Source organism: Dechloromonas aromatica RCB (assembly GCF_000012425.1).
This window is the reverse complement of record NC_007298.1, coordinates 3,757,914-3,773,883: the sequence shown is the minus strand read 5'-3', so window position 1 is coordinate 3,773,883 and position 15,970 is coordinate 3,757,914. Positions and strand designations below refer to the sequence as shown.

The window sequence follows — 15,970 nt, the reverse complement described above, 5'->3', positions numbered from 1 at the left end:
TCTCGTTTCGTGCTTGTTGTTGCTAATTCACGTTTGCAACTGCCCCCTTCGGATGAGTGAAGGGTGTGATGAATGGGATTCGCCGCCCCCTTTTCTAGCGACCGTTTGTACTGTCCACTCAGGGTGTAGCCTGACGCCACACTTGAACCTGACAGAATATGTGTCCAATCGAAGTTGTTTGAAAATCAACTTGACACTATCGATGCAGCTTCTTAGACTCTGTCCTGACACATCAATTAACAGGAGAGCATCATGTCAGGTCAAAACGTCGGCTACGTCAGAGTCAGCACCATCGTCCAGAACACGGCACGTCAGCTTGAAGGTGTGGCGCTGGATGAAGTCTTCGAGGACAAGGCCAGTGGCAAGGACACATCCCGCCCCCAACTTGAGGCTTGCCTGAAGCATCTCCGCAAGGGAGACACCCTGCACATCCATAGCCTTGATCGGCTAGGGCGCAACCTGGACGACCTCCGCAAGATCATCAAGGAACTGACGGGGCGTGGTGTCGTTGTGAAGTCGCACAAGGAAAACCTGACCTTCACCGGCGATGACTCGCCTATGGCTAACCTGCTGTTGTCCATGCTGGGGGCGGTTGCCGAGTTCGAGCGTTCGCTGATCCTTGAGCGGCAGCGTGAAGGCATCGCCATTGCCAAGGCCGCAGGTGCCTACAAGGGTGGCAAGAAGAAGATGAACGAGGAGCAAGCGCAGGAGTTACGTCGGAGAGCCGCAGCCGGTGAAAAGAAAGCAGCCCTTGCGCGTGAGTTCGGTATCAGCCGCGAAACGCTCTACTCCTACCTCGGCCAGTAAATCTTGCACACCTTCGACAACAGCCAAGGGGGACGACATGGAAATCTTCATCGGTATCGGCGTGGTAGTCGTGGTCTTGATCCAGCTAGTCGGGGTTTTCGACTTCGCAGGACTCTTCGAGAGAAAGCGACGCGATAACAACTCCTGAAACGCACACAGTGGACGCTGGGGCGATTTTCTCTGCTCCTCGTTGACTGCCCTGGCCAGAATACGCTGTCGTCCACCAAAGAGCGATTGCACGGCCTCTGCGATTAACCCACCCCATAGGACAAGAGCCAAAAGACACAGCCGCTAGCTAGGTGGCGATTCTGTGGCTTCTGCGATTTCTTGCACACCATAGTAATGGCGCCCCCGCTATTCCCTTGTAACCCAACAGGCCATCTCCGGTACTCCGCAGGTGGCTTTTTTCATTTGTAGAAGGAAATCAGATGCAGAATCAAAAATGCGTGTTTCGGAACTTCGATTTGCCGGTAGCAAGGTTCGACCACCTCAAGCAGTTCCAACGTCAGTACGAGCAACAGCACCAAACCAAGCTGACCAATAACCAAGCACTGGCAATCATCCTTTCCCAGCACAAGGCACAGAACGAGGTGGCAGCATGACCGCGCCCCGCAAGAAATCCGACCGCCTGTCGTGGTTCAAGATGGATGCTGGGGCATTCCTTGCTGACACTACCGGCCTACCCGCCGCTCATGTCGGGATATACGCCCGGCTGCTCAACTTGTACTGGGCGCTCGGCGGAATGCTCCCAGATAGCCCCGCCATCCTGAAGCGCAAGATCAACGTCAGCACCTCGGAGGAGGAGCAAATCCTTGAGAAGGTTCTTGAGGAGTTCTTCCCCGAAAGCCGTAACGAATGGCTCGACAACCAGCTTGAGGAGGTCGATGCAAAGAGCCGAGCACAATCGGAAAAGGCCAAAGGACGCTGGGCACCTAAACAGCAGAAAGGTACTGTGGCGACCCCATCTCTCAGCAGCGATCCCGATTCGGCAGATTTCTGATACGCCGTAACTTGCCGGTGCAGTACCGATGTATGCCGATGCAGTGCTGTGGCAGTGCAGGTGTTATGCGATAGAGAAATAGACAACCAGAAAGAAATAGAGACAGATTCTGGGCGACCTCAATCTGGTTCCTGATGGTGGTTGTAAACCTTCAGCACACCTGGCTATCGCTTCCATCAACCGGCAATCTCACTTTGTTGAAGTACCAAAGTTACCTGCGGTGAAACGGAAGTGAAGCATCAACTGTGATGTCTTCCCTGCCACGCAGGATGGTGTCTTCCATCGCTACGCGATTCGATAGCGACCACCTCCGCAGTACCCAATCGGCCATCTCCGGCCAATCATCAATCCACATCAGCCCGTTTCGTTGAATCCGTGTGTTGCCACGTCAGTTCCCAAGGTTTGGGGTGCTGATGGCTGACGCGGAGGAGACTTCACGCGGGTTCAACCAAATGGAACCAAACCACATGGCCACTCAAGTATTCGCATTTCCATCCATTCGAGGAAGCTCCGCCGTCAACCTCGCTGTCCGCACAGTCGCGAAGGACGGCAGCACTTGGTTTGTCGCCAAGGATATTGCCGATATTCTCGGCTATCGAGACGCTGCCAACATGGCACGAAATCTTGATGACGACGAAAAGGATACTCACAATCTGAGTACCCTTGGTGGCGAACAAGAGGCATTGATCATCAGTGAGTCGGGGCTGTTCGCCGCCATCCTCAGGAGTCGCCGGAAAGAGGCGAAGGATTTCAGGAAGTGGGTCACATCCGTTGTTCTCCCCTCGATTCGCCAGCATGGCGGCTACGCCAAAGGCCAAGAAGATTTGCCGGAGGCACTTGTCATCAACCTGCACCGAAAAATCCGCGAGAACGCCATGCCAGCCCTTCGCTACTACGACAAACTAACTGAGCATGACCACTGGAAGTCGAAAGCACGATCTCAAGCCAGCAGCGACTGGGCAACCCAGGAAGCTGCCTTGAAGTTTGACCTCCCGCTTTCACTGATGGCTGGACTTGTTGATCAGGGGGTGAATGCCTTGCTTTCCACGTAGAAACAGCGTTTTTCGATAGCCCACACCTATAACCTTTTTGAGGCTGGTGTGGGTTTTTGACATATCTGTCTGTTTTCGGTTAGTCCAGAATGTGTATTTTCCTCATGTCATAATGCGATTTTGACTTCAAAGCAGATCGTAAAAAATGATGCAAAAAATAGTAGGTCGTTCTTGGCTGGGGCTGTTATTTGTCGCTGTTTTGTTGGGTGGTTGCGCTCATTCCATTAACGTCTCGCCCTCAATGTCCAATGTGGCAGCTAAGACAGCTCAAACGACACCACAAAAAATAGGCGTTAGTGTCGGGTACTACATTTCTCAGAAAAATCGCCAGTTGGAGGTCACTACTCCGGGTGGCGGGGGCGATAACGTCCGGTATTACCCATACGAAGCACTAGAGATTGGTTATCGCGATGTCCTGACGGGTTTGTATCGCAATGCAGCCATCTCGAACTCAGATACTCCAAACCCGAATGATCGTTTTGATTACGTGATCGAACCAACTGTTGTGACTAACTCAGGAAGCACCGGCTTCTTCACTTGGCCTCCGACAAACTTCTCTGTTGATATCACTAACACCATTCGTGATGCTTCCGGCCGCGTTGTAGCATCTCCAAGGGTGGTTGGCGTCGGCACAGCGGAAACAGGAGAGCGGTTGAGAGATCACGGTTTTGCGGGGCGTAGAGCAATGGAGGATGCACTCGTAAAAACACATGCAGCACTACAACAAGTGGCGCTTGAGCAAGGTGGGGCAAAACGCGAAGTACCGAGCGTTGCTCTTGGAGAGAGCAAACCCAAGGAACAGTTCGTTGCTCAACCCAAGGTGAACGATGTCGAAGAACGCTTGCGCCGTTTGAAGGACTTGAAAGACAAGGGGCTAATAACCAACAAGGATTATGAGACTCAGAAGAAGTCGATTCTTGATTCGCTCTAGCATCTCTTGCGCTTTGACTTTCACACAAGCTACACTACACGCAGGTGCCAGATGGTGTGTAAGTTATTGATTTTTTGATGGTGGTTTTGGCAAGTTCATTTTCTGCCCATCACCACCAGTAACACTCAAAGCCCGCTGATTCGTCAGCGGGCTTTGTCGTTTACGTTCTTCGATCAGATGGAGATGCCAGCGTTCAACTGCTTCTGCCGCGTTTCGAATTCCTTGCGCAGTTCGCGGCGTAGTTGGGCGGCCTGGTAGCGGCGGATTTCGTCCGGGGTCTTGGGGGCAAGCGGCGGGACCGGCGTGGTTTGGCCGTTGTCATCGACCGCGACCATCGTGAAGAAGCAGCTATTGGCATGGCGGACGACCTGGTCGCGGATGCTTTCGGTCAGGACTTTGACGCCGATTTCCATCGAGGTGTTGCCGGTGTAATTCACCGAGGCGAGGAAGGTAACCAGTTCGCCAACGTGGATGGGTTGGCGGAACATGACCTGGTCGACCGACAGGGTGACGACGTATTGGCTGGCGTAGCGGCTGGCGCAGGCGTAGGCGACTTGGTCGAGCAACTTGAGGATGGTGCCGCCGTGAACATTGCCGGAGAAATTGGCCATGTCTGGTGTCATCAACACGGTCATGGCGAGTTGGTGTTTGGGTAAATCCATTTTGTGCTTCCCGAAAGAAAAACGGCCAGGGACGGTAAGCCGTCGCTGGCCGTAGTTTAAGGCAAGGGCAGATCAGGCCGGGGCCGAGCTGCGGATCAGGTGGTCGAAGGCGCTGAGCGAGGCGGTGGCGCCGGCGCCCATGGCAATGATGATCTGCTTGTACGGCACCGTGGTGCAGTCGCCGGCGGCGAAGACGCCCGGGGCGCTGGTTTGGCCTTTTGCATCAATGATGATTTCGCCAAACTTGCTCAGGTCCAACGATCCCTTCAACCAGTCGGTGTTTGGCAACAGGCCAATCTGCACGAAGATGCCTTCGAGTTCGACGTGCTTTTCCTCGCCGGTGATGCGGTCCTTGTAGGTAATGCCGTTGACCTTCTGGTCGTCACCGGTGACTTCGGTGGTTTGCGCTGACTTGATCACTGTGACGTTGGGCAGGCTATTGAGCTTGCTCTGTAACACAGCATCGGCTCGCAGGGTATCGGCGAATTCGAGCAGCGTGACGTGGGCGACGATGCCAGCCAGGTCGATGGCTGCCTCAACGCCGGAGTTGCCGCCGCCAATGACTGCCACGCGCTTGCCCTTGAACAGCGGGCCGTCACAGTGCGGGCAGAAACAGACCCCCTTGGCCTTGTATTGGTTCTCGCCCGGCACGTTCATTTCACGCCAGCGCGCGCCTGTGGAAAGAATCACCGTCTTGGCCTGCAGCTTGGCGCCGTTTTCAAGTTCGAGCCCCACCAGTCCGCCATTTTCGCTGGCCGGAGTCAGCTTGTTGGCGCGTTGCAGGTTCATCACATCGACCGCGTATTCCTTGACGTGCTGCTCCAGCGAGGCGACCAGTTTCGGGCCTTCGGTGTAAGGCACCGAGATGAAGTTCTCGATGCCCAGTGTGTCCATCACCTGGCCGCCGAAACGCTCGGCGACGATGCCGGTACGGATGCCCTTGCGAGCGGCATAGATGGCTGCTGCCGCGCCCGCCGGGCCACCACCAACGACGAGCACGTCGAAGGTTTCTTTTTTGCCAAGTTCTTCGGCGGCACGGGCTGTAGCGCCGGTATCGACCTTGGCGAGAATTTCCTCGATCAGCATGCGGCCGGCACCGAATTCGGCGTCGTTCAGGTAGGTGGTCGGCACGGCCATGATCTGGCGGGCGTTGACCTCATCCTGAAACATCGCGCCATCGATCATCGTGCTGGTCACGTTGGGGTTGAGCACGGCCATCAGGTTCAGGGCTTGCACGACATCCGGACAGTTATGGCAGGACAGCGAGATGTAGGTCTCGAACTTGAAGCTGCCGGGCAGCGCATTGATCTGGTCGATGACTGATTGCTCAACCTTGGGCGGGTGGCCGCCGGTTTGCAGCAGGGCGAGCACCAGCGAGGTGAATTCGTGGCCCATCGGCAGGCCGGCGAAGTGGATGCGCGGCGTTTCGCCGGGCAGCGCGACCGCGAAGGACGGAATGCGCGTGGCGCCACCGTTTTCACGCAGGGTGACCTTGTCCGAGCATTCGAGGATGTCGTTGAGCAGGGCGCGCATTTCCTGGCCCTTGGCGCTGTCATCCAGCGTGCCAACCAGTTCGATGGGGCGTTGCAGGCGTTCGAGATAGGCCTTCAGTTGGCCTTTGATGGCGGTGTCGAGCATGGCGTCTCTCCCTATGGGTATTTTTGAATTTCAGTGAAAAGCGGCGGTTGTCCGCCGCTTTTCACTGAAATCCCGCCGCCGAGGCGGCGGGAAGTCTTCTCTGTTGCGGTTAGCGTGTGTTTTTAGATCTTGCCGACCAGGTCCAGCGACGGAGCCAGGGTCTTTTCGCCTTCCTTCCACTTGGCCGGGCAGACTTCGTTCGGGTGGCTGGCTGTGTATTGAGCGGCCTTCAGCTTGCGCAGGGTTTCGGAAACGTCGCGGGCGATTTCGTTGGAGTGAACTTCAACGGTCTTGATCACGCCGTCCGGGTTGATCACGAAGGTGCCGCGCAGGGCCAGGCCTTCTTCGTCGATATGCACATCGAAGGCGCGGGTCATCTGGTGAGTCGGGTCGCCGATCAGCGGGAACTGGGCCTTGCCGACGGCCGGGGAGGTTTCGTGCCAGACCTTGTGCGAGAAGTGGGTGTCGGTGGTGACGATGTAAACCTCGGCGCCGGCCTTCTGGAATTCGCCGTAGTTGTTGGCGGCATCTTCGATTTCAGTCGGGCAGTTGAACGTGAAGGCGGCCGGCATGAAAATCATGACGGACCACTTGCCCTTGAGGCTGGCTTCGGTGACTTCGATGAACTTGCCGTTGTGGAAAGCCTGAACCTTGAACGGTTGAACCTGAGTGTTGATAAGCGACATTGTTTTCTCCTGTGCGGGTTGGGTGTTGAACACGAATTGAATAGTAGGCAATGAAAGATCATTGATCCAATTGATTGCTTCAATGTCGGCGATAGTTAGCGGAAATGTCTGGAGGCTTAGATTTATCAGGAATGCTAGTTAAAAAGTACTAAACAACATGTGGCGTTGGTACTAGATTGAATTGTCCGGGGGGATTGAGTTGATTCAAATCAATTGAATAACCCTACTGATCGGTGAGATTACTGCCCGTGGCGGCATTGGGCTGCTAAAGCTTGAGGAGATGGGCCGGATGAACATATCCAGTGCCATTATGTACATTGCGCCAGAGCGCCTCGAAGAGGCATGTGTGGCGTTGCTCCAGATGCCGGGAGTGGAAATTCACGCCCGGAGCCCTGAGGGGAAAGTCGTCGTTACTCTGGAGGATGACGATACAAATTCGGCTGCTGATAAGTACGTAGCCTTGCATGGTGTTGCCGGCGTCGCATCGGTGGCCATGGTCTATCAATACAGCGACGACGAATCAAAAGATACCGAGGAGGTAGAGGCGTGAAGCTCAATCGACGCGATTTCATCAAAGCCAACGCAGCAGCGGCGGCGATTTCTGCGGCAGGTTTGTCCGTGCCGGGTGCAGCCGTGGCCCAGGGCAAGGACGAGATTCGCTGGGACAAGGCAGCCTGCCGCTTTTGCGGCACCGGTTGCGGTGTTCTGGTTGGCACCCAGGACGGGCGCGTCGTCGCCACCCAGGGTGACCCTGACGCCCCGGTCAATCGTGGCCTGAACTGCATCAAGGGCTACTTCCTGTCCAAGATCATGTACGGTGCCGACCGCCTGAAGACGCCGATGTTGCGCATGAAGGACGGCAAGTACGACAAGAACGGCGAATTTACGCCGATTTCCTGGACCAAGGCTTTCGACATCATGGAAGAAAAGGCCAAGGCCACCATGAAGGCCAAGGGGCCGAATGGTCTGGCCATGTTCGGTTCTGGCCAATGGACCATCTGGGAAGGCTATGCTGCTTCCAAGCTGATGAAGGCCGGCTTCCGGACCAACAACCTCGATCCCAACGCACGCCACTGCATGGCCTCGGCCGTTGCCGGCTTCATGCGCACTTTCGGTATCGATGAGCCGATGGGCTGCTACGACGACATCGAGCATGCCGATGCCTTCGTGCTGTGGGGCTCGAACATGGCCGAAATGCACCCGATCCTGTGGACCCGCATTACCGACCGCAAGCTGTCGAACAAGGGGGTCAAGGTCGCTGTGCTGTCGACTTTCGAGCACCGCTCCTACGAGCTGGCCGACATCCCGATGATCTTCACGCCGCAGACCGATTTGGCGATCCTCAATTACATCGCCAACTACATCATCCAGAACGGCAAGGTGAATCAGGCGTTTGTCGACAAGAACGTCAATTTCAAGAAAAGCGCTACCGACATCGGTTACGGCCTGCGTCCGACCCATGCGCTGGAAAAGAATGCAACGAGCAATGGTTATCCGGATGCGGACGGCAAGCCGAAGGGTGATACCGGCAAGTCCGACCCGATCACCTTCGACGAATTCAAGAAGTTCGTTTCCGAGTACACCGTCGAGAAGGTTTCCAAGCTGTCCGGTGTGGCCGAGAAAGATCTCAAGGCGCTGGCCGAGTTGTATGCCGACCCCAAGGTCAAGGTCATCTCCTTCTGGACCATGGGTTTCAACCAGCATACCCGTGGCACCTGGGCGAACAATCTCTGCTACAACATCCACCTGCTGACCGGCAAGATTTCCGAGCCGGGCAACAGTCCGTTCTCGCTGACCGGCCAGCCCTCCGCTTGCGGCACGGCACGCGAAGTCGGTACTTTCTCGCATCGCCTGCCGGCCGACATGGTCGTCACCAATCCGGAACACCGCAAGCATACGGAAGAGCTGTGGGGCCTGCCGGAAGGCACGATTCCCGACAAGGTCGGCTACCACGCCGTGGCCATGGCCCGGGCGCTGAAGGACGGCAAGGTCAATTTCTACTGGCAGCAGTGCAACAACAACATGCAGGCCGGCCCGAACATCAATGAAGAGCTCTATCCGGGCTGGCGCAAGCCGGAGAACTTCATTGTCGTGTCCGATCCGTACCCGACGGTCTCGGCGATGGCCGCCGACCTTATCCTGCCGACCGCCATGTGGGTCGAAAAGGAAGGTGCTTACGGCAATGCCGAGCGGCGTACCCAGTTCTGGCGTCAGCAAGTCAAGGCGCCAGGTGAGGCTCGCTCCGATCTGTGGCAGCTGATGGAATTCTCCAAGCGCTTCAAGGTCGAGGAAGTCTGGCCGGCCGAACTGGTCGCCAAGGCGCCGAAGCTCAAGGGCAAGACCTTGTTCGATGTGCTCTACGCCAACGGCGTGGTGAACAAGTACAAGCTGAATGAAACGGCTGCCGGCTTCGATAACGACGACTCCAAGCTGATCGGTTTTTATATTCAGAAGGGGCTGTTCGAGGAGTACGCCTCGTTTGGTCGCGGCCATGGTCACGATCTGGCACCGTTCGACTCCTATCACCAGGCTCGCGGCCTGCGCTGGCCGGTGGTTGGCGGCAAGGAAACGCTGTGGCGCTTCCGTGAAGGTTATGACCCGTACGTCAAGAAGGGCGAGGGCGTGAAGTTCTACGGCCACAAGGATGGCAAGGCAGTGATCTTTGCGCTGCCCTATCAGCCGCCCGCCGAGTCGCCGGACAAGGAATTCGACATGTGGTTGTCTACTGGTCGCGTCCTTGAGCATTGGCATACCGGTACGATGACCCGTCGTGTGCCGGAGCTCTATAAGGCCTTCCCGGATGCCGTTGTCTTCATGCACCCGGATGACGCCAAGGCGCGTGGTTTGCAGCGCGGCATGGAGGTCAAGGTGGCGTCGCGGCGCGGTGAAATCCAGTTGCGTGTTGAGACGCGTGGCCGTAACAAGCCACCGCGCGGCCTAGTTTTCATCCCCTTCTTTGACGCTGGCCGTCTGGTCAATAAATTGACGCTGGATGCGACTTGCCCGATTTCCAAGGAAACGGACTACAAGAAGTGTGCCGTCAAGGTGACCAAGGTCTGACGCGGTTGACAACAAAAATGAGCGAAAAAACGGCCGGTGGCACAACCCCGGCCGTCCATCGGAGGTAATAAAATGAGATTGATCACTGCACTGGCCTTGGCTGCAGGCATGCTCCTGGGAGGAGTTGGCGGCGTTGGCGCGCAGGAACTGGTGAATGAAATCGGTCACGTGTCGATCGAGGGGAACTCGAAGGTCGACATGTTCCGCCCAGAGAAAGACAAGGAAAGTATTCCGCGTAACTTCCAGAAACAGCCGCCGCTGATCCCGCACAGCATCAAGGGGTACAACATTACGCAGAACTTTAACAAGTGCATGGACTGCCACTCGAAAGAGCGTGCCGAGGAAACCGGGGCAACCAAGGTTGCCAAGTCGCACTATCTCGACCGGGAAGACAAGAAGCTGACCAATATTTCTCCCCGTCGCTACTTCTGCATGCAGTGCCACGTACCGCAGTTCGACGCCAAGCCTCTGGTCGAAAATACCTATAAGCCAGCAGCCAAGAGGGGGGAATGATGAGTCTCGAAAAATATATGCCCGCTTGGGTCAAGCGGATCGGCTTGGTCACTGTGCTGTTGATTTTCGTCGCAGGTATTGTTTTCTGGGGCGGTTTCAACTGGGCGCTGGAGGCAACCAACAAGGAAGCTTTCTGTATTTCCTGTCACGAGATGGAAGAGAACGTTTTCAAGGAATACCAGAACACCATCCACTATACGAATCGGACCGGGGTGCGTGCCACTTGTCCGGATTGTCACGTGCCCAAGGAGTGGGGGCCGAAGATGATTCGCAAGATGCAGGCCTCCAACGAAGTGCTGCACAAGATTCTGGGCAGCGTCGATACGCCGGAGAAGTTCAACAAGAAGCGTCACGAACTGGCGCAGCACGAATGGGATCGCATGAAGGCCAGCGATTCACGTGAATGCCGCAACTGCCATCGTTTCGACTTCATGGACTACACCGAGCAGGGTAATCGTGCTGCGCGTATGCACCCGAAGGCGTTCGACGAAGGCAAAACCTGTATCGACTGCCACAAGGGTATTGCTCACCAGTTGCCGGCGATTGACCAGCATATTGGCAAGCAAAATGACGGTGCGGTCGCGATCTCCCACGGCGAAAAACCGGCTGAGCCGGCCAAGGAAGAAGGCAAGCCAGAGAGCAAGTAAGCACCTTTCTGGTGGCCTTGAAACAGACCCGGCTCCGTGCCGGGTTTGTTTTGTCAGTACAGATTGTTGTTGCTGGCGTATGAATAATACAAATATTCACCTAGTTGCCCGTAAATAGGCCCTTTGGGGGCAACACTTATTCAAAAAGGTATGCTACTTTTACAGTGCTGCCGTTCCGACGGCCAGTTTTCTTAAACATTGATAGGTAACAGGAGGCACTTAGATGAATAAATCCGAGCTGGTCGAAGTTGCTGCAAAAGAAGCTGGTATCACCAAGGCTGCTGCTGACAAGGCGTTGTCTGCCATCATCGGCGCTGTGGTTGCAACCGTCACCAAAGGGGAGTCAGTTACTCTCGTTGGTTTCGGGACATTCAAGTCCGCAAAGCGCGCAGCGCGCACCGGCAAGAATCCGAAGACTGGCGCTACGCTGAAGATTCCTGCTACCACGGTGCCGAAATTTACCGCAGGCACGGCTTTCAAGGCTTCGGTTGCAGCCAAGAAAAGCCCTGCAAAGAAGAAATAATCCGGTGTTAATGAATGCGGAGTTCGTTTTTGACGGACTCCGTTTTTTCGGTTTCCAATGAACGATACCAATCCAGAAAATCCTCCAGAAAACCCGCCTGCCGTAGCAGTAGCTCCGCAGGTTGATACCCGTCGCCGTTTGCGCGAGCTCCTGTCTGTTCCGGAGCGCGATCGCACGGATGAGCAGTGGGACGAAATCATTGAACTGGAAATCCAGTTGGCGCCAGGTAACCGCATATCCGGCAATGAGTCGCTTGGTGGCGGCAATCAGGGGCGTCACAATCCCTCTCAGCATGGCAAGTCCGGTGGTGGTAATGCCGGTGGTGCGGCTGGGGCGCAACAGAAGAAGCATCGGCCACGTACGAACAATAATCGTCGTCCACGCCAAAATAAGCCGCAGTCTGGTGGCGGTGGCGGCAATCCTGCTGCTTGAGCGCTTGTTTCATTTCCTTGAAGCGGCATAATTGCCGGCATGCAGCAGTTTGATCTGATTATTGTTGGTGGCGGCCTGGCTGGAGCCAGTTTGGCTTTGGCTCTGCGCGACAGCCGGTTGCGCATCGCCTTGGTTGAAAGCCAGCCACCGCGCCGGCCAGAAGGTTGGGATGCGCGTATTTATGCCATTAGCCCAGCCAACGTAGCATTCCTTGAATCAATCGGTGCTTGGCGGCACTTGGATGCCACGCGTATTGCACCAATTCGGGCCATGCAGATTTGTGGCGATGGCGGAGGACGGCTTGAGTTCTCGGCTTTTGAAACCGGCGTTTCCGAGTTGGGGTGTATCCTTGAGTCGGCCTTGATGGCCTGTGAATTCTGGGAAAGTGCCAAGCGCCAAGGAAATCTCACCCTGTTTTGTCCTGCGCGACCGGATCAGCTTGAGTTTAGGCATGATGCGGCCGTTTTGCGGCTGAGCGACGGTACGGTTCTGTCTTCTCGTTTGCTGGTCGGAGCGGATGGTCGGGATTCCTGGGTGCGTGTAGCAGCCGGTCTTTCGGCGGTGAATACGCCGTACGATGAAAAAGGCGTGGTGGCTAACTTTGCTACCGAGAAGTCGCATCGCAATACTGCTTTTCAATGGTTTCGCGATGATGGTGTGCTGGCCTATTTACCATTGCCGGGAAACCATATTTCCATGGTGTGGTCCACGTCAGATGTGCACGCTGACGAGCTTTGTTTGCTATCTCCCGAGTTGCTTTGTGAGCGGGTCAGTGAGGCTGGCGAGCGCATTCTGGGGAAGCTGGAGGTGCTGACTCAACCGGCCGCCTTTTCGTTGCGGTTGATGCGTGTGCCGCAGACAGTTGCCCCACGTCTGGCCTTGGTTGGGGATGCGGCGCATGGTATTCATCCCTTGTCCGGGCATGGCATCAATCTTGGTTTTCAGGACGCTCGGGAACTTGCTTCTCTGCTGGCTAAAACGCAACCGTGGGAAGATATCGGGCAGGAGCGCTTGCTGCAGCGATATCAGCGCGCTCGTCGTGAGGAGACTGTGCTTATGCAGACGACTACCGATGGCTTGCGGCGCTTGTTCAAGGGAACTCAGCCTGGGCTGAGTCCTTTGCGCAATTTTGGTCTTAATGTGACGAATGGCCTGCCTTTCGTTAAAAATGCCTTGGTGCGTTATGCGCTTGGCGCCCTCTAGGAGAATTTAATGTTGAAGAAGTTGTTGCCCTTGCTGTTGGCCGTTGCTTTCGGGGCGCAAGCCATGGCCGACGAAGCTGATATCAAGAAAGCGATGGAGTCCAAACTGGGCACCAAGGTGGAGAGTGTCACCAAGTCTGGTTATCTCGGCCTTTATGAAGTTTTTGCTGATGGCAATATCGTCTACACGGATGAGAAGGGAACGGCAATCCTTGTCGGTCCGCTGATCGATGGCAAGACGATGAAAAACGTGACTGAAGAGCGCATGAAGAAGCTGACTGCGATCAAGTTCGGCGAATTGCCTCTTGAGCGCGCCATCAAGCAGGTGCGGGGTGATGGCAAGCGGGTAATGGCAACCTTCGAGGATCCTAATTGCGGCTATTGCAAGCGGTTGGCCAAGGAGTTGCAGAAGCTCGATAACGTCACGATCTACACCTTCTTGCTGCCGATTCTTTCTGAGGATTCGGTGCGTAAGTCCCGGCAGATCTGGTGTTCGCCTGATCGCGCCAAGACATGGAACGACTGGATGATCGACGGCAAGGCGCCGGCCGGTCGCGAGGATTGCGATACTTCCGCATTGTCCAAGAATCAGGAATTCGGGCGAAAACTGAATATTACCGGTACGCCAACCATGTTCTTCGGCGATGGTGAGCGCGTGCCCGGTGCCATGCCGCTGGCGCGTATTGAGCAGAAGCTTGGTCAGGTCAGATAAAGCCGGCGGGCTCGGGCGTTATTTGACCGAGCCGCTTGTCGCTTGCCGCGTCGGAGCTTCCGGCGTGTGATTGCCTGATGGTCGCACAATCCTCCTGCGCTCGCTTTGCTCGGACTTTCAGGTCCGTCAGGATGCGACTGCTACTGTTTTTTGCATTGACCTGGCTCGGTGTCGCCTCGTTGCTGGTTTTTTTGCTATACGAGGGGCGCCACGAGGCTGAACGAAAGGCCGAGTCGGATGCTCTGGGGGCCTCCGCCCTCCTGGTGGGGCGTCTGGAGGTAATAATACGGCGGATTCAGGGCGATCTGGAACATCTCGCTGCTTCCTTGCCTCACGATGCCCTGAAACCGGGTGCGGGTGCTCGTTTTCGCCAGGGTATTGTCAGTGAGCTTGCCTATTACTCTGGACGCTTTCCGGAGATTCTCGGCTATCGAGTTATCGATGCGTCAGGTAATTTGCTCTATGCGCAGGATGCCTCACTGTCGCCTGTAAGCTTGAGTGACCGTAGCTACTTCAAGGTCTTTGCCGAGAGCTCGGACAGGTCGCTTTTCTTCTCGGAGGTGCAGGTCGATCCTCTATCCGGGCGCTCTTCGCTAATGTTGGCATTGCCCATACGCGACGATGCCGGAGGCTTGCTCGGTGTGGTGGCGGCTCCGCTGGATATTGGGAATCTGTCACAAATGCTGGAGACGCTCGATATCGGTCAAAATGGCGCTGTCGCAGTGCGTCGAATCGATACCGGGGGGCTGGTTCTGCGTCGGCCGTTTGTGCCCGAATTGCTCAATCAGCCGGCGCTGAACAATCCGCTGCAAATGAGACTGGCGGCAGGGGAGCGCTTCGGGGTTAACCGGCTTCGCTTGGCAATCGATGGCGTCGAGCGTATTTATGGATTTAGGCGTGTCGGCGACTACCCGCTGTACGTGACCACCGGCTTGGCGACTGCGGATTTCCTGGCTGGCTGGCATCAGACCTTTGCCATGGCTGGGGTGGCGGCGTTACTTCTTTTCCTGTCGTTATCGTTGCTGCTGATCCGCCTTCTGCGTGCCGAGCGAGAGGCGGAGTTGACCGCTAGCCGATTGATGGAAAGCGAGGCGCGCTACCGCATGCTGGCCGAGAACAGCCATGACGTTATCTGGACGCTCGATATTCCCAGTCGAACTTATACCTACGTCAGTCCCGCCATTAAGGAAATGTCCGGTTATTTGCCAGAAGAAACCGTCGGGCAGCCGCTGGATGTGCGGCTGACTCCGGACTCTGCGGCTCGCGCGGCACGCGATATTGATCAGCGGCTACGGCGGATCGCGGCGGGTGACAAGGCGGCCAGCGTCGTCGTCAGTGAACTGGAACAGGTGCGTAAGGACGGTGAGGTCATTACAACGGAAGTGGTTTCCAGTTACCTGCTGGATGCGGATGGTGTGGCGCAAACGATTCTTGGCATTACGCGCAATGTCAGCGAGCGCAAGGCTGTAGAAAGTGCCTTGCGGGAAACCAACCGTCAGTTGCATGCGCGTATTGAAGAAATTGGGCGCTTGCAGGTGGCGCTGCAGGAGTTGGCGGTGCGCGACAGCCTGACTGGCTTGTACAACCGGCGCTATCTCGACGAAACCCTGGAGCGAGAAGTTTCCCGGGCTCGTCGTGAAGGCATTCCACTCTCTTTGGTGATGTTGGATATCGACCATTTCAAGCAGGTAAACGATACCTACGGACACCAGGTCGGCGATGAAGTGTTGCGTATCCTTGCCTCGACCCTGTCGGCCGACATTCGGGCTGAGGACGTCGCTTGCCGCTACGGTGGTGAGGAGTTCCTGATCTTGCTGCCCAATATGCCGCTTGAAACAACGATGCTGCGTGCCCAAGGGTGGCGGAGTGCCGTCGAGGCGCTATCGGTAAAGCATGGCAATTTCCAGATTACCTTCACAATATCGCTGGGGGTTGCTGCTTATCCAGAGCATGGCAAAACCCCGGACGACCTGACGCGTTGCGCCGATCAGGCGCTCTACCGGGCCAAGAACGAAGGTCGCAACCAGGTATCCGTCTTTTTCGACTGATCTGGCAGTGACTGGCTTGGGGCTGGATTCGGGAAGCCCCCCTCGTTTCATTCCACT

General features: G+C 56.1%; 17 protein-coding genes. 14 read left to right on the top strand and 3 right to left on the bottom strand.

Going from position 1 to position 15,970, the window contains the following annotated elements; translation table 11 throughout:
- Positions 1–252: 252 nt before the first annotated feature.
- The 5 genes from DARO_RS17980 to DARO_RS22940 all read left to right on the top strand — a co-directional run bounded on the left by DARO_RS17980 (position 253) and on the right by DARO_RS22940 (position 3,790).
- On the top strand, positions 253–807 hold the full coding sequence (locus DARO_RS17980; protein WP_011289248.1) for a recombinase family protein: 555 nt from the start codon (positions 253–255) through the stop codon (positions 805–807).
- A gap of 428 nt (positions 808–1,235) precedes the next feature.
- The gene (locus DARO_RS22945) at positions 1,236–1,409 is read left to right on the top strand and encodes a hypothetical protein (protein ID WP_157037244.1); all 174 of its coding nucleotides are present in this window, start codon (positions 1,236–1,238) and stop codon (positions 1,407–1,409) included.
- A complete protein-coding gene (locus DARO_RS17975) occupies positions 1,406–1,807 on the top strand; it encodes a YdaU family protein (RefSeq protein ID WP_011289247.1) in 402 nt (133 codons plus the stop codon). Before DARO_RS22945 ends, DARO_RS17975 begins: the two co-directional genes overlap by 4 nt.
- Positions 1,808–2,274: 467 nt before the next feature.
- Entirely contained in the window at positions 2,275–2,859 is a 585-nt protein-coding gene (locus tag DARO_RS21950; protein ID WP_083761637.1) for a BRO-N domain-containing protein, read from the top strand.
- 145 nt (positions 2,860–3,004) lie between these two features.
- Positions 3,005–3,790, top strand: a complete 786-nt coding sequence (locus DARO_RS22940; protein WP_011289245.1) for an SHOCT domain-containing protein — start codon at positions 3,005–3,007, stop codon at positions 3,788–3,790.
- 173 nt (positions 3,791–3,963) lie between these two features.
- Here the strand turns inward: DARO_RS22940 and DARO_RS17960 are convergent, their stop codons facing one another.
- The 3 genes from DARO_RS17960 to ahpC all read right to left on the bottom strand — a co-directional run bounded on the left by DARO_RS17960 (position 3,964) and on the right by ahpC (position 6,776).
- Positions 3,964–4,452, bottom strand: a complete 489-nt coding sequence (locus DARO_RS17960; protein WP_011289244.1) for an acyl-CoA thioesterase — start codon at positions 4,450–4,452, stop codon at positions 3,964–3,966.
- A gap of 72 nt (positions 4,453–4,524) precedes the next feature.
- Complete coding sequence (gene ahpF, locus DARO_RS17955; protein WP_011289243.1) at positions 4,525–6,090, bottom strand: alkyl hydroperoxide reductase subunit F; 1,566 nt, start codon at positions 6,088–6,090, stop codon at positions 4,525–4,527.
- 122 nt (positions 6,091–6,212) lie between these two features.
- Positions 6,213–6,776, bottom strand: coding sequence for an alkyl hydroperoxide reductase subunit C (gene ahpC / locus DARO_RS17950; protein ID WP_011289242.1), 564 nt, complete (start codon positions 6,774–6,776; stop codon positions 6,213–6,215).
- 289 nt (positions 6,777–7,065) lie between these two features.
- Between ahpC and DARO_RS17945 the strand changes: the two genes are divergently transcribed.
- The 9 genes from DARO_RS17945 (at position 7,066) to DARO_RS17905 (ending at position 15,913) form a co-directional block, all read left to right on the top strand.
- Positions 7,066–7,326, top strand: a complete 261-nt coding sequence (locus DARO_RS17945; protein WP_041224491.1) for a chaperone NapD — start codon at positions 7,066–7,068, stop codon at positions 7,324–7,326.
- Positions 7,323–9,836 carry a nitrate reductase catalytic subunit NapA gene (gene napA / locus DARO_RS17940; RefSeq protein WP_011289240.1) on the top strand — a complete coding sequence of 838 codons (2,514 nt, stop codon included), beginning with the start codon at positions 7,323–7,325 and terminating at the stop codon, positions 9,834–9,836. The genes DARO_RS17945 and napA overlap by 4 nt, the downstream gene beginning before the upstream one ends.
- A 72-nt stretch (positions 9,837–9,908) precedes the next feature.
- On the top strand, positions 9,909–10,349 hold the full coding sequence (locus tag DARO_RS17935; RefSeq protein ID WP_011289239.1) for a nitrate reductase cytochrome c-type subunit: 441 nt from the start codon (positions 9,909–9,911) through the stop codon (positions 10,347–10,349).
- On the top strand, positions 10,346–10,996 hold the full coding sequence (locus DARO_RS17930) for a NapC/NirT family cytochrome c (RefSeq protein WP_041224490.1): 651 nt from the start codon (positions 10,346–10,348) through the stop codon (positions 10,994–10,996). The genes DARO_RS17935 and DARO_RS17930 overlap by 4 nt, the downstream gene beginning before the upstream one ends.
- 223 nt (positions 10,997–11,219) lie before the next feature.
- The gene (locus tag DARO_RS17925) at positions 11,220–11,519 is read left to right on the top strand and encodes an HU family DNA-binding protein (RefSeq protein WP_011289237.1); all 300 of its coding nucleotides are present in this window, start codon (positions 11,220–11,222) and stop codon (positions 11,517–11,519) included.
- 57 nt (positions 11,520–11,576) lie between these two features.
- The gene (locus DARO_RS21945) at positions 11,577–11,951 is read left to right on the top strand and encodes a hypothetical protein (protein WP_011289236.1); all 375 of its coding nucleotides are present in this window, start codon (positions 11,577–11,579) and stop codon (positions 11,949–11,951) included.
- A gap of 39 nt (positions 11,952–11,990) precedes the next feature.
- The gene (locus DARO_RS17915) at positions 11,991–13,154 is read left to right on the top strand and encodes a UbiH/UbiF family hydroxylase (RefSeq protein WP_011289235.1); all 1,164 of its coding nucleotides are present in this window, start codon (positions 11,991–11,993) and stop codon (positions 13,152–13,154) included.
- 9 nt (positions 13,155–13,163) lie between these two features.
- Positions 13,164–13,865: a DsbC family protein gene (locus DARO_RS17910; protein WP_011289234.1), complete on the top strand. Its 702-nt coding sequence runs from the start codon at positions 13,164–13,166 to the stop codon at positions 13,863–13,865.
- Positions 13,866–13,996: 131 nt separating this feature from the next.
- Positions 13,997–15,913: a diguanylate cyclase gene (locus DARO_RS17905; RefSeq protein WP_011289233.1), complete on the top strand. Its 1,917-nt coding sequence runs from the start codon at positions 13,997–13,999 to the stop codon at positions 15,911–15,913.
- The last annotated feature ends 57 nt before the right edge of the window (positions 15,914–15,970 follow it).